This window comes from Geitlerinema sp. CS-897 (genome assembly GCF_028368005.1).
GTDB lineage: Bacteria > Cyanobacteriota > Cyanobacteriia > Cyanobacteriales > Geitlerinemataceae > Baaleninema > Baaleninema simplex.
The window spans coordinates 13,023-27,293 of the sequence record NZ_JAQNCQ010000132.1 but is presented as its reverse complement, the minus strand read 5'-3'; the positions used below and the strand labels follow the sequence as shown (position 1 = coordinate 27,293).

The following is a 14,271-nucleotide window of genomic DNA, read 5'->3' as shown; positions in this document are numbered from 1 at the left end:
GGAAACTGCTGGGGAACCAGGAACGCTTGAGGAGACTACCACCCCTGCTGTCGATAGGCAACTTGAAACAGTAAGTGGTGTCGATGAATCAAGAATCACTTTGTGAGAATCCCCGTGCGTTCACGCCGGGGAGTATGTCAATCCAACTCTAACGTGAGTTGTTCCGATCGCTCTTCTGGCATCGTGGGAGCGTTCGCCGCCTCCATTTCTTGGGGTTTTCCGCGACGAGCTTTCGGACGGTGGCCGAAGCGTTTCGAGGAGCGATCGACCGCCAACCACTGCTCGAACACCAACCAGCGATCGTCTTTCGGCGGTTCGATGCGATAGACGCGCAACGGCTTTTTATTCTTCTCTCGTTCGCAACGCAGACAGGTCAAACCGTACCCCAGTTTGTCTAAGAACCGCCGCAGGACGACCATCGGCGTGGAGTTTTTCGCCAAACCGATTCCGGTGGTGAGTTTGATATCGGTGCGATGTTGCAACGCCAATTTCGCCATCGCCTGTAAATCTTCGTCAGTGTTGCGTAACTCCCGCTGGGGTTGGTTGAGAATCTTCGCAAGTCCCAAAACTTCCATCGTTCCCACCGTGGCGCCGAGTTGCGATCGATTGAAATCCGGTTGGAAAATCTGTCCTTGACCCCGTTCGATGAGTTTTTGCGCCACCCGGCGATCGCGTTCGGCTAAATAAGACCGTCCCACCGTCAGGAAATAATGTAACCGAAGCTTCTTGTACCAGCCTTTATCGTCCCGTTCGACTAATTCCGGCGTCACCGAAATCTTATAACGACGGTGCAGTTCGTATTTTCGCAACGCTCGGCGATCGCTGGGCGTTTTCACCAAGGTTTTCTTCAAACTGCGATAGTCGAGATCGTTCAATTTCGGCGCTTCGGCGATCGCTTGACAGTCGGCGTCGTAATTCTGACGCTGGACTTCCGCAATCTGGCGCTGCAACGTTTCCGACGGCGTTTCCGGGGTGGTGTCGTTGGCTTTGCGCTTGCGGGTACTGCGGCGGCGAGTTTTCTTCGCCGGAGCGATTTCAACGATCGCGTGACCTTCATCTCGTAACGCCGCGATCGCCGAATCGCGATATTGTGCCATCGTCGCGTTGAGGCGCACCGCCATTTTCGCCCAGCACATGAGAGATTCCGCTTGGAAACTGGCGTCGAAATCGTCGAACGCCTCGAAATCCGACTGCTGCAACAAACGCACGTTTAACTGAGTCAGACGCTTTCCAGAACTCAGCAAACTGGGAATAGAAGTCGAACCGTTACCGACTTTGTTGAAGCCGTAACGCGCCAGCCACAGGTGACGGGGAACGGTATCGCGAACCCGCGCGATCGCTTGACGAACGCTGTTTTCCGACTGGACGCCCTGAGCGATCGCCCACACAGACGTAAAATGACCCCGTAAATCGATGCTGACCCCCGTTTCGATCGACGGCGACGCCAACACCACATCGTAGTCTTTCAACAGGCGATCGAGCGATCCCATACACCGATAAGACGGATGACTCGGTTCCGAGACAGATTCCGCATCCACCCGCAAAACCTTCAAATTGGGAAACTTTTTACGGAAATAGGCTTCGAGCGATCGCGTACTCCAGGGACTCGTCAGTTTTTGCGCCGACAAGCAAACGAAGGGTTTTCCGCCCTCTTCGATGTGTTGTTCGAGTTCCCGAACGATGCGTTTGGGGGTGCTTTCCGTGTAGTGGTGAACCGTCCAGCTTGCGTCTTTCCCCGCTTTCCAGTCGTTCTGCACGATGAAGGGAGCGCGTTTGACCGAGGCTAGCGACAGTAAATAGTCTAAGGAGGTATCGCTTAAGTCCGCGTCGGCGGCGAACACCTGCCCCGATTCGGCGATAGTATTTTGGATAAGCGCTTTGAGCGATCGCAGGATAGGGACGCGGTGACTGCGGCAGGTGTCCGAGTTCAACCCATGCCACAGCACTTGTTCCACTTCGTCGAGAATCACCACGGCGTTCGTCCAATCCTCGGGGTCGAAGTGCGCCTGAGAATCGGGGTGGAGGGAGTCGATACACAAACCGTAGCCGATACCGGGGTCGGTGGGGTCGCTCACGTGGCTGATATAGGGCAGTCCGAACCGCTGACAGAGGGCTTCGACCAGTTGAACCCGGTGTCCGATGACGAGAACCCGCTGTTTTTGTTCGATCGCCCGTTCGACGACGCGCCGCAGAAATTCGGTTTTTCCGGTACCTTTGGGAGAGCGAATACCGACGAGGGAGGCGCTTTTAGGGACGGGAAGGTCGCCGAGAAAGGGTTGGTTGAGTTGGATGTCGTTGCGGTAGGTCAACCGCGCCAGGGAACGGGCCCGCCAGGTGGTGAGGGGGAGGGCGCTGGTATAGGCGCGATCGAAGGCGTCGGTTCCCCCGTTAGCGATGAGGTCGTCTACACCTTTGCCGTCTTCGGGGTTCCAGGTAACGACGCGAACCGAGCATCCAGCTCGACTGAGGAGGTATCCGGTGCGACGGATCGCGCCGTGGACTGCTTTAATGGCGCTGGGTTTGCGATCGCGATCGAATACCAAACAAACGGGGCGCTTGCCCTCGGCCAGCATTGATAATTGCGGAATCAGGCGAGATTTCCCGACACGGTTTCCCCATTCGTCCCGAGGCACGCGGTAGCCGCCGTTGATGCCGGGAAGGGCAACTGCTGCGTATCCCGCACTGAGTAAAGATCCGGCTTTCTTCGCCCCTTCCGTAACGCAGAGGGGAACTTCTGGGTGGTTTAAAAGCCACTGCCAAAAGCCGAAATCCGATTGTGCGTTGTCGATATCGTCGTGAGAAAGTCCGACGCCAGCGCGATCGGCGATCGCCTTCCATAAATGTAGCGGAACCCGCAACGCGAACAATCCCGTAGCGGTTTTGGGCGGATGTTCGTATTTAATCAGTTTGCGTGCGGCGTCGTCGAGGTTGCCGTCGAGAGTACCGTCGAAGCGATCGCGCGGTTGGTTCGGTTTGAAACAGCCCCAGAGATCGTCTTTCCCCGTCAGGAGGTCGATCCCCGAACACCACCAACCGCCTTCTTCGATGTGGCGGTAGCGTTTCAATACCGAATCCCGAAGGCGGCCGTCGTTGCGACGGGGCAAATCCTCCGAGTAAAACAGGTAATCATAGGGGAGCGTTCCGTTGAGAGGTACGACGTTCAGACGGGTCAATTCTTCATCGACCCGACTTTCAGACCATTCCAGTAAGTGATTCACGTTTCGGTTGGGTTTTTTTTCGAGAGTAACGAGCTTATCTGAGGACTAGGACTCTATCATACGCCATATGTAGTGTGTCAACCGTTTTTTTAGAGAACAAAAACACTATATATGGCGTAGTCTTCGATACCCTTCTCAAAGCGGCCAGCAGAAACCGCGACGCCAGCCAAAAGGCTCGCGCCTGCGGAAGTCTCGATACACTGTAAGTCAGACGTTAGCAGTCGGACTCGAGAGGTCGGACCTTTGTCGATGTTTCTTTTCCAACGGCTCCGCCAGTTTTGGCAGGCTTTGACCCAAGACGAATCTGAATCGGCGATCGAAGCGAAGTTAAACGTTCGTCTTCAGCGAGCCGTGCAAGGATTACACAACGTCTTTCAGAAACACCAACTACAACCAGGAATCGACTATTTTATCAGACAAGGGAACCGCCGCCAAGGATTTCGGTCACAGCAAGCGATCGCCATTTCCTTAGACAGCACTCGCGCCAATCAGATGGTGCGATCGAACCCCGAAGTCCGCGCCGCCTTCGACAACCTATTGCGCTGCTTGGGCGACATAGACGGACACGCCGGATATCCCTGTCGCCTCCCCAAATTTCCCGCCTACATCGAACGCTGGAAACAAGCTAGCCGTGGATAGTGGATAGTCACCAGGGAACAGGGAACAGGAAACAGGGAATCAGGAAAAGCGTCTCCCCCTCTCCCTCTCCCCTACCGCTTCCGCCACACCTTCACCGTCCCATCTGCCGTACCGCTGACGAGGGTTTCGCCGTCAGCACTCACCGCCACCGCCATTACCGCATCGGAACGATCGCTGAGGGTGGCGATCGCTCGACCGCGAACCATATCCCAAATCTTCACCGTCCCGTCCGCACTGCCGCTGACGAGGGTGTTTCCGTCGGGACAGACGGCCAGAGACGTGACCGAACCGGCGTGTTCGTTGAGCGTTTGGCGAGAGCGATCGCGATCGAGATCCCACAGTTGCACCGTGCGATCGCGACTGGCACTGGCCAGGGTACGGCCGTCGAGACTAAACGCCAGAGCGTTGATAGGTTCGCCGCTGTCCGTCAAACTGCGATCGCGCTCCAAACTGCCCCGTTCGCTGTCGAAGCGCCACAACACGATCGATCCGTCTGCCCCACCGCTGGCTAACATCGACCCGTCGGGACTGAACGCCAAGGCATCCACCCGGCCGCGATGCGCCTCCGTCCGGCCGCGATCGCTGGCTGAAACCCGCTTGCGCTTCGGCGACACCTTCACCTGCCAAATTTGAACGATTCCTTCAAACCACCCGCTGGCTGCAAACTGTCCGTCGGGACTCACCGCCAGCGATCGCACCGATCCGGCCGCTTCCTCCTCGTCCGCCAGAGTCTCCACCAAACTCTGTTTCTGCAAATCCCACAATTTCACCGTCTTGTCCCAACTGCCGCTGGCCAACAAAAACCCGTCGGGACTCACCGCCAACGCACACACGGGGCTGTCGTGTTCCGACAACACCCCCAAGGATTCCCCCGTTTTCAGACGCCACACCTGAATCGTCTTATCGAAACTGGCACTGACCAACAGTTCGTTATCGGGAGACACCACGAGGGCGCTCACCCAATCCCCGTGGTCGGTCAGCGTAAACACGCAATCCCACTGTTGCTGGGGAACCTTCACCATAAACGTCGGCAACCCCACCGTCCCCGAGGAGGCAACCGGATGCGACGTCGGACGTTCTACCGCGTCCACACTACTTTCGCTGGCGGCTGGTTCTTCCCTCGGCGGAGACGACAGGGGCAACGTGGGGGAAGCGGTACTTTTTGCCTTAGATGACTCGCGACCTTCAATAGAAAACATGGGAACCGCCGGTTTCTTTGGCGGGGGCGTCTCTTGGCAGTACGCCTGTGATTCCTCTCCAGCGGCGGGAGGTTCGCGACGCCGTTCTAAGGGTAAATCGAGAGAAAACTTGCTCGAAGAGGGGGGGGCTTCGGACTCTGCCTCGTCCAACGGGGGGACGTTCTCGGGGCTGTCGTCGTCCTCCGTTTCTGTCGGAACTGGTTCGATATCGATGGGAACCGAGGCGTGCCATTGATGCCGCAGTCGTTCCAACTCGTCCGTTAAATACTCGATTTGCAGTTCCAACTCGTCGATACGCTGAGGTAGCGGCGAATCGTTGAGATAGGCGATGGTGTCGCAGAGAGACTCGTGCAAACTCTGGTATTCCGCCTGAAGCTGTTGCAATTCCCAACGAACGTCCGATCCCGGTGGCTGTTTCCGCCAATGAGGAGACGGCGGCGTTGCCGGACGGTGGGAAAATGCGTGAGGGTCGCCGAGTTGCGATCGCAGGCAATCGATATCGTAAGACAATTTCTGATGAACCTGAGCGACGGTCGCCATCGTCTGACGTTGCGCCATCGTTTCCAAATTGCGGCGGTTCGTTAAGTTCAGCAACAGTGACAGAGAAATCGGCACCCCAGCAAAGACGAACCGACCGGACACCGCTGCCACCAACGTTCCCACCACCGTACTAATCCAGCACAGATATTCAGCAACTTGCAGTTGATTGGGAGAACGACGCATCTTTTACAGTGAGCAGTGAGCAGTTGTAGGGTGCGTGACTTGAAAAATCGGGTGTCGATCGTGAGACCGATCGATCTGTCACGCACCGCCAATGTACACCGCCAACATACAAGGGTGCGTGACGCGGGCAGTCAATGAGGTTGAAATCCGGTCAATGGTGTATTACCGCGTCACGCACCGCCCCAACCCCAAAAGTAACCGAGAATGGTAAGTTGCGTGACCGGATCGGCGAATCTAGTTGAAATCTAATTCATGGTGTATACCGGCCTCGCGAACCGCCACAAATTCGGTAGATCGATCGTTCTCCATCATCCCATCATCCCTTCACCTCATCATCTCCTCCCCATCCCCTCGAGTCGATTAAACTGTGAGAAAACTTACAGAAAATTTGTGACACTTGGCGTCTATCGTAACGTCTTTCTTGACTGTCCCTTTTTATACTTGTTGAGCGATGACTTCTCTTTCCGTGGCTTCTCCTGCTTTGTGGCTCGATCGCGTGCGACCGGATATCCGAGGTTTACAACCTCAATTGGTGCAGTGGCGGCGACATTTACACCAATATCCAGAATTGGGGTTTCAAGAACATCTGACGTCGGAGTTCGTGGCGCAAAAACTCCAAAGTTGGGGTGTCGATTTTCAAACGGGAATCGCGAAAACGGGTATCGTCGCGGTTATTGAAGGCATTCAGCCGGGGCCGGTGTTGGCGATTCGGGCAGATATGGACGCTCTGCCAATTCGCGAGGAAAACGACGTTCCGTATAAGTCCCGCCACGAGGGGAAAATGCACGCTTGCGGCCACGACGGACACACGGCGATCGCACTGGCGACCGCTTATTATCTCTCTCGCTATCGAGCGTTTCGCGGAACGGTCAAGTTTGTGTTTCAACCGGCTGAGGAAGGCCCCGGCGGTGCGAAACCGATGATAGAGGCGGGGGCGTTGAAAAATCCCGAGGTGGACGCCATTATCGGATTGCATTTATGGAACAACCTTCCTTGGGGAACGGTGGGAGTGCGTAGCGGTCCGTTGATGGCGGCGGTGGAACTGTTCGATTTGCAGGTGTTGGGAAAAGGCGGTCACGGTGCTATGCCCCATCAGACGGTAGATGCGATCGTGGTGGCTTCGCAAATCGTCAACGCGTTACAGTCGATCGTGGCTCGTAACGTCGATCCGATCGATTCGGCGGTGGTGACGGTGGGCGCGTTCGAGGCGGGTTCGACCCACAATGTCATCGCCAATACCGCGCAGCTTAAGGGAACGGTTCGTTATTTCAAACGCCAGTACGAGGGCTTTTTCGGCCGCCGCGTCGAGGACGTTGTGGCGGGAATTTGTCGCGGTTACGGCGCCCGTTACGAGTTGGACTATTGGCAACTGTATCCAGCGACGGTGAACGACCCGCGTATGGCGGCGTTCGTGAAATCGATCGCGGAACAGGTGGTGGAAACTCCGGTGGGGTTAGTTCCCGAATGTCAGACAATGGGCGGTGAAGATATGTCCTTTTTTCTTCAGGAAGTTCCGGGATGTTATTTCTTCCTGGGATCGGCGAATTCTCAGAAAAAACTCGATTATCCCCACCACCATCCTCGATTCGATTTCGATGAAACCGTGTTAGCGATGGGTGTGGAACTCTTCGTTCGCTGTGTCGAACAGTTTGGCAAAACGGACGTTCGACCGTCGGCTGGCGATCGCCGATCGCTCGTCTAGATCGGCGGGTGTCGTGAAGAGATGAAGAGGGAGGAAGGATCGGCGACCCCTTTTTTCCCTCGTCCCGTCGCCCTTTTTCGAACGATCTCTTCACGCGGTTTGAACTTGAGGAGAGTTAGAGGTGCGAACGTTCTGGCGGATGGGAATTCGTATGACGAATTCAGTGCCTTGTCCCGGCTGCGATCGACATTCGAGAGAACCGTTGTGTTTGTCGGTAACGATCGAATAGCTGATCGCCAGCCCCATGCCAGTTCCTTTACCAATGGGTTTCGTAGTGAAGAAGGGGTTAAAAATTTGCGATCGCACGCTTTCTTCCATTCCCATGCCCGTATCGGAGATAGAGATTTCGATTTGGTTGTCTCCGATACAGCTCGTCTGTACGACGATGCGTCCCGGTCTTCCCGAGTCGCGATCGTCTTCTAAGGCGTCGATGGCGTTCGAGAGGAGGTTCATGAACACTTGGTTCAACTGTCCCGAATAACATTCGACTTCTGGGAGATTGCCGTAGTGTTTGACGATTTCGATTTCGGGACGGCTCGATTTCGCTTTGATGCGGTTGTGTAAAATCATCAACGTGGTATCGATCCCGTCGTGGATTTCTACGGGCTTAAGTTCGGCTTCGTCGATACGTGAGAATTTCCGCAAACTCAGCACGATCTCGCGAATGCGTTCGGCACCGACTTGCATTGATTGTAAAAGTTTGGGTAAGTCTTCCACGAGGAAATCGAGTTCAAAGTCTTCGATCGTGTCTTGGATTTCAGCACCGGGATCGGGGTATTTATCCTGATAGAGCTGTAGAATGTCCAAGATATTTTGGGTGTATTCGTTTGCGTGAACTAAATTTCCAAAAATGAAGTTTACAGGGTTGTTGATTTCGTGGGCGACACCGGCGACCAACTGACCCAAACTCGACATTTTTTCACTCTGAACGAGCTGGACTTGCGCTTTTTGTAAGTCTTCAAGCGCTTGGTTGAGTTCGGCTGTGCGTTCGCGAACTCGCTCTTCGAGTAGAACGTTTTGTTGAGCGAGTTGTTGGGTTAAAAAGTGAAGCTTTAAGTGCAAGCGAACTCGTGCCAAGACTTCTTCTTGTTGAAACGGTTTTGTGATGTAATCAACCGCTCCAATCGACAAGCCTTTAACTTTATCGACGGTGTCAGCGAGAGCGCTCGTAAAAATTACGGGAATATCGATCGTTTTCGGATCGCTTTTCAGGCGCTTGCAGGTTTCAAATCCATCGATCCCCGGCATCATGATATCGAGTAAAATCAAGTCTGGGGGGGCATAGTATACTTTGTCGAGAGCGCTTTCTCCGTCTTGGGCGACCAACACTTCAAACCCGGCACTATCGAGAAAATCCGACAGGACATCTAAGTTGGCCGGATTGTCGTCAACAATGAGAATGACACTGGAATTGAGAGATTCTAAATTCATAACCTACCTCTAAAATTTGTTTTTTTCAATCGTGATTGTAAAGGTTTAGTTAACCGAGATCGGCAGTAAGTTTAGGATAGAACACATCGGGTTTCAGGAGAAAGTTAACAGCTTCGCTGGCGGGTAACGGCCGCGAAAAAAGATAGCCTTGTGCGAACTCACAGCCCATATCTCGCACGGTTTCGAGCTGGAGAGATGTTTCGATCCCTTCAGCAACAGTATCCATGTCTAAGCTATGGGCGAGCGTCACGATCGTTTTGACAATTTCATTTCCATTATCTCTACTGTGAAGGCGACGCACAAAAGATTTATCGATTTTTAAAGTTCGCACGGGAAATTCGTGCAGGCGACTGAGGGAGGAATATCCCGTTCCGAAGTCGTCTACACAAAGTAACAAGCCTAAGTCTTCGAGTTGTCGAAGAATATCGAATACGTGTTTGTGGCTTTCTAACAAACAGCTTTCGGTAATTTCAAGTTTGATACAGCCGTGGGGAAGCCGAGCGAGATCGAGAGTCTCTTCGATTAAATCGATCAGTTGTGGCTGCATCAGTTGAATGGTGGAGAGGTTAATATTCATCACCAAATCTCGATGGTTGGGAAACTGCGATCGCCATTCGGAGGCTTGACGACAGGCTTCTCGAAACACCCATCCGCCCAAAGCATGAATCAAGCCAATTTCTTCACTAATCGGAACGAACTGAACCGGAGAAATCAAACCACGTTGGGGATGATGCCAGCGTAGTAACGCTTCAAATCCCGTCACGTGTCCGGTTTTCAAACAAATCAGCGGTTGATAGTACAGGTGAAATTCCTCCGAGGCGATGTTGTCGCAACAGGATTCGCTACCGATGGCGCGGCGCAGTTCGTTTTCTAAATCCAAACGGGCTTTTGCCCGGGCTTGCATTTGCGGGTTAAAGATGGCGTAGCGCCCCCGTCCGGCTTGTTTGGCTTGATACATGGCCACGTCGGCATCCCGCAACACGTCTTCGCAGGTGTTGTAGTCGGCGTTGCCTAGCACGATACCGATACTGGCGTTGGTAAACACTTCGTAGTTGTTCGCGATGCGAAAAGGTTGAGAAAACTGAGCTTGAACGTTGCGTACCACAGGTAAAATACTCTCGATCCCCACATCGCGTTCGAGGAGAATTACGAATTCGTCGCCCCCCAAACGGGCAATACAAGTTTGGGAGTTGTCGCGGTTGGGTCGGTTGTCGGAGTTACTTTCGAGAACCTGTACGAGTCGTTGGGCGACGTATTCGAGAAGGGCGTCTCCAGCTAGGTGGCCGAGGCTGTCGTTGATGACTTTAAAGCGATCGAGGTCGAGAAACAGCAGGGCAAACCGATAAGCTTGGCTGTCGCAGTTCGGAGGGCGGGATTGGCTGACGATCGCCTCGAGGCGATCGAGTAACCAGGTTCGGTTGGGCAGTCCAGTTAGGGAGTCGTGCAAGGCTTCGTAGCGAAGTTGTCGTTCGCGCATCAGCAGTTGGGTTTGGGTCTGCTGCAAGCGATCGATGGTGTCGTGCAGTTCGGCGGTGCGAGAGGCGACGAGTCGCTCGAGATAGGTGTTTTGGTCGGTTAACGCCAAGGCCAGCGATCGCAGTTTCAAATGAAGCTGAATGCGCGAGAGAACGACTTCTTCGTAAAAGGGTTTGGGAATGTAATCGACAGCCCCGAGACCCAATCCCTTGACTTGATCGGCGGTTTCGGACAGGGCGGTCATAAAAATCACGGGGATCTCAGCTGTGGCGGGATTGTCTTTCAACCGCTTGCAGGTTTCAAACCCATCGATCCCCGGCATCATCACGTCGAGACAAATCAAATCGGGGGGATCGTATTCAGCCCGGTCGATGGCACTCTGGCCGTCTCGCGCGATCAATACTTCGTACCCAGCCGCCTCTAAAAAGTTCGAGAGAACTTCGAGATTTGCGGGGTCGTCATCGACGATTAAAATAGACTGAGACGTACCGTGATTCGCGTTCATGGTCGGTCGGCTAGAGATAGTATCGATCGAGAAACTCGAGAAGTGCTTTGTCTTGATACGTGCGTGCGAGCGTTTCGAGTTTGTCGGCAAACGGGCGCAATTGGGGATCGCGCTCGGCCAGCTCGCGAGCTTGTTCGATCGATCGCTTGAGACTCCCCCGTCGGGCAAGATGACGTAAGGTTTCTAAGATTTCGGGCGGTGGAGGAACGATCGTATCGGACTCTCGATCGTCCTCGGAAGCCCGATCGCGATCGCTCTGAGAGGACGGCGACGGGGTCGACGGGGATTCGGAGTCGTCGTCGTCGTCGCTGTAAATCCAATCGACCTGCAAGTGCTGCTCGAACGTCGCGAACAGTTCGCTGGCTTGCAGGGGTTTGGACAACACACCGTTACAATCGACGCTGGTGCCGAGATCGCCGCCGGGGGTTAGGGGACTGGCTGAGGCAGCGAAAATGGGAACGGTCTGTAAAGTGGGCTGTTGACGAATTTGCCGTATTAACTCGAATCCGTCCATGACGGGCATCACCAAGTCGGTGAGAATCCCGTCGGGGGGATCGGCCGTCGCCAACTCTAAGGCTTCGCGTCCGTGGCTCGCTTCGATAATGTCAAAACCTACCGAGCGTAATAGTTCGACGGCAGCGGTGCGGCTTTCCCAGTTGTCATCGACCACGAGAATTTTGCGTTTTCGACCGCGATAGCCTCGCACGACTCTCGGGAGCGGACGCGCGATGTCCGGTAGTTGTCCGTCGCTCCGTTCGGGTAGCAACAGCTCGAACCCGAACTGGCTGCCCTGTCCGAAATGACTGCGAACGTTGAGGTTTCCCCCCATCATCTGCACGATTTTTTGAGCGATCGTCAGTCCCAATCCGGTCCCTTCAGATTGTCGGTCGGCGTCGCGTACTTGCTCGAACGGTAAGAATACGCGCTCGAGTTGCTCGGGTTTCATGCCAATTCCCGTATCTTCGACCTCGAAGCGAATTCTCGAAGCCGCACCGGTTTCGGGAGATGCTTCGAGACGTTCGACGAGACTGACCCGTAAGGTCACGCTGCCGCTTTCGGTAAATTTGACTGCGTTGCCCAGAAGTTCCATGAGGACTTGGCGCAGGCGCTTTTTGTCGGCGTAAACTGCTATGGGCAGTTGGGGATCGAAATACTGTTGAAAGGTCAGGTCTTTCTGACTGGCTTTGAACTCGAACAAGTCCCCGACGCGATCGACAAACGTTGCCAGGTGAAATAAGGCCGGCGACAGGGTCATGCGATGGGCTTCGAGTTTGGCAAAGTCGAGGATGTCTTCGATGAGTGCCAACAGGTGGGTTCCGCACTGGTGGATGACGCGCACGCCGTTTTCCAGGTTTGGAGGTAAGTCGTCGAGTCGTTGAAAAATTTGCGTGTAACCGAGGATGCCGTTGAGGGGCGTTCGTAGTTCGTGGCTCATGTTGGCGATGAACTGGCTTTTCGCTTGGTTGGCGGCGTCGGCCATTTCTTTGGCGTGTCGCAGTGCCTCTTCTGCTTGTTTGCGATCGGTGATGTCGGTCAGCGACCCGACCATGCGGATGGGAATTCCCGAGTCGTTCCACACGGCTTTGCCTCGGGCGAGAATCCAGCGATACGTGCCGTTTTTGTGACGGGCGCGATATTCGCAGCTATAGTGCGGGGCTTCTTTACGAAGATGTCGGTCTAACACCTCGCGAATGCGATCGAGGTCGTCGGGGTGGAACACGGACGCCCATTTTTGAAAGGAGTTGATTTCGTTGGCACTGTAACCGAGCATTTCGAGGCAGCGTTCGGACAAGAAGCAGTAATCGACGGTTAAATCCCAGTCCCAGATGCCGTCGTTGCTGCCGTCGAGGGCCATTTGCCAGCGTTCTTCGCTTTTTCGGAGTTTTTCTTCAGCTTGTTTGCGCTCGGTGATATCGGTATGCGATCCCACCATACGCACGGGATTTCCGGCCTCGTCCCAGAGGGCTTTACCGCGATCGAGAATCCATTTGTAGCTACCGTCTCGGCAGCGTCGGCGATATTCGACACTGTAACAGTCGGTTTGTCCGTTCAGGTGATCCTGGAAAGCGCCTAATACGGCCTCGCGTTCGTCGGGATGAATCAAATCCGTCCACGCCTCGAGACGGTTGGGTAGCTCTGATTCTCGATAGCCGACCATTTCTCGACAGCGTTCGGACACGAAAATTTGTCCGGTTCGGAAGTCGAGATCCCAAATACCGTCGTTATTGCCCTGTAAGGCCAGTTGCCAGCGTTCTTCGCTTTTTCGTAGCTGTTCTTCGGCTCGTTTGCGGGCGGTGGCGTCGGTACCGATGGACAGCCCTTCGAGGAGACGACCTTCTCCATCGAAGACGGGTTGGTTTGCCCAGACAACCCAGACGATCTCGCCGTTTCGTCGCACGTTAGGGTGTTCGCGGATTTTGTGGGCTTCGGGACAGGTGGTGAGATCTGCTAGATAGGCGTCCCAGTCGAACTGGGAACGGTTGAATTCGGGAATGAGTTCGGTGATGGACATTCCGACGAGATCGGCCTCGTCGTAACCGAAAAATTGCTGGCCGTAGTGGTTGATGAAGCGAATGCGACCGTCGGGAGTCCAGCGCAGGATGATGCAGTTGGCAGCTTCGATGAGGGTGCGATATTCGGCTTCGCTGGCTTCCAAGGCGAGTTGGGTTTGCTTGCGAGCGGTAATGTCCCGTATCGTTGCCATTACGCGGATCGCGCCCTCGATGTCTACGGCAGTCAGCCAGACTTCGGCGTAGAAGGGTTCGCCGGTATCTGCCCGACAGTGCAACCACTCGAAGTTACAGGTTCCCTGTTCGATCGCTCGTTCTATACGTTCTTGGGCGGCGATCGTGCTGCTGGAACCGTCGGGTTGGACGGGGGGAGACAAACAGGCTGGATTGAGACGGCAAAAGTCGGTTTTGTTGGCAACGCCGAACATGGTTAGGGTGGCGGCGTTGCAGTCGTTGAAGCAGTAAGGCGGCCCGGATTCTAATAGGATAACGGAGTCTTGAGTACCTTCGTATAACAGGCGATAGCGTCGTTCGGAGGCACGCAGTTCGGCTTCGATCCGCTGTCGTGCTTGGATTTCTCGTTCGAGGGCTTCGGTACGTTCGGCTATTTTTCGTTCGAGCGATCGCGTGTTGTCGTCGAGCGGTTGGGGAGAACGTTCTAAGTCTTCATTCATGGCATTGAAAGCATAGGCCAGATCGACGAGTGCGGCAGCACGAGCTTTCGTCAAACGCCGATCGAACGGTGGGTGCGCGAAGGCGAGGAAAGTTTGGCTGGCGTAGATGACCCAACGGACTTTCTCGAGCTGACAGCCGCGTTGTCGGTCGCAGGAGGACGGAGATCGGATTGACAATCTAGCTGTGGACCGAT

Annotated in this window: 7 protein-coding genes; 2 read left to right on the top strand and 5 right to left on the bottom strand. The window is 54.7% G+C overall.

Annotated elements, in window-relative coordinates; all coding sequences use genetic code 11:
• Positions 1 to 137: 137 nt before the first annotated feature.
• Entirely contained in the window at positions 138 to 3,218 is a 3,081-nt protein-coding gene (locus POG22_RS08225) for a plasmid replication protein, CyRepA1 family (protein ID WP_498904667.1), read from the bottom strand.
• A 243-nt stretch (positions 3,219 to 3,461) separates the two neighbouring features.
• Between POG22_RS08225 and POG22_RS08220 the strand changes: the two genes are divergently transcribed.
• Positions 3,462 to 3,857, top strand: coding sequence for a hypothetical protein (locus POG22_RS08220; protein ID WP_498904666.1), 396 nt, complete (start codon positions 3,462 to 3,464; stop codon positions 3,855 to 3,857).
• Positions 3,858 to 3,928: 71 nt separating this feature from the next.
• Here the strand turns inward: POG22_RS08220 and POG22_RS08215 are convergent, their stop codons facing one another.
• The gene (locus POG22_RS08215; protein ID WP_063717130.1) at positions 3,929 to 5,779 is read right to left on the bottom strand and encodes a WD40 repeat domain-containing protein; all 1,851 of its coding nucleotides are present in this window, start codon (positions 5,777 to 5,779) and stop codon (positions 3,929 to 3,931) included.
• 451 nt (positions 5,780 to 6,230) lie between these two features.
• Here POG22_RS08215 and POG22_RS08210 point away from each other — a divergent pair, with 451 nt between their 5' ends.
• The gene (locus POG22_RS08210) at positions 6,231 to 7,481 is read left to right on the top strand and encodes a M20 family metallopeptidase (RefSeq protein WP_498904664.1); all 1,251 of its coding nucleotides are present in this window, start codon (positions 6,231 to 6,233) and stop codon (positions 7,479 to 7,481) included.
• 90 nt (positions 7,482 to 7,571) lie between these two features.
• On the opposite strand, the gene POG22_RS08205 is transcribed toward POG22_RS08210, so the two are convergent.
• From POG22_RS08205 to POG22_RS08195, 3 genes are read right to left on the bottom strand one after another with little or no spacing between them, the layout of a single operon-like run.
• Positions 7,572 to 8,912 (bottom strand): hybrid sensor histidine kinase/response regulator, encoded by a 1,341-nt coding sequence (locus tag POG22_RS08205; protein WP_498904663.1) that lies wholly within the window; start codon positions 8,910 to 8,912, stop codon positions 7,572 to 7,574.
• A 49-nt stretch (positions 8,913 to 8,961) separates the two neighbouring features.
• Positions 8,962 to 10,893, bottom strand: a complete 1,932-nt coding sequence (locus tag POG22_RS08200) for a two-component system response regulator (RefSeq protein ID WP_063717132.1) — start codon at positions 10,891 to 10,893, stop codon at positions 8,962 to 8,964.
• 10 nt (positions 10,894 to 10,903) lie between these two features.
• On the bottom strand, positions 10,904 to 14,254 hold the full coding sequence (locus POG22_RS08195) for a hybrid sensor histidine kinase/response regulator (protein WP_498904662.1): 3,351 nt from the start codon (positions 14,252 to 14,254) through the stop codon (positions 10,904 to 10,906).
• Between the last annotated feature and the right edge of the window lie 17 nt (positions 14,255 to 14,271).

Excerpts from the sequence above, each read along its gene's own strand:
- POG22_RS08210 (WP_498904664.1), top strand. The coding sequence starts at position 6,231 with ATGACTTCTCTTTCCGTGGCTTCTCCTGCTTTGTGGCTCGATCGCGTG.
- POG22_RS08215 (WP_063717130.1), bottom strand. The coding sequence starts at position 5,779 with ATGCGTCGTTCTCCCAATCAACTGCAAGTTGCTGAATATCTGTGCTGG.
- POG22_RS08200 (WP_063717132.1), bottom strand. The coding sequence starts at position 10,893 with ATGAACGCGAATCACGGTACGTCTCAGTCTATTTTAATCGTCGATGAC.
- POG22_RS08205 (WP_498904663.1), bottom strand. The coding sequence starts at position 8,912 with ATGAATTTAGAATCTCTCAATTCCAGTGTCATTCTCATTGTTGACGAC.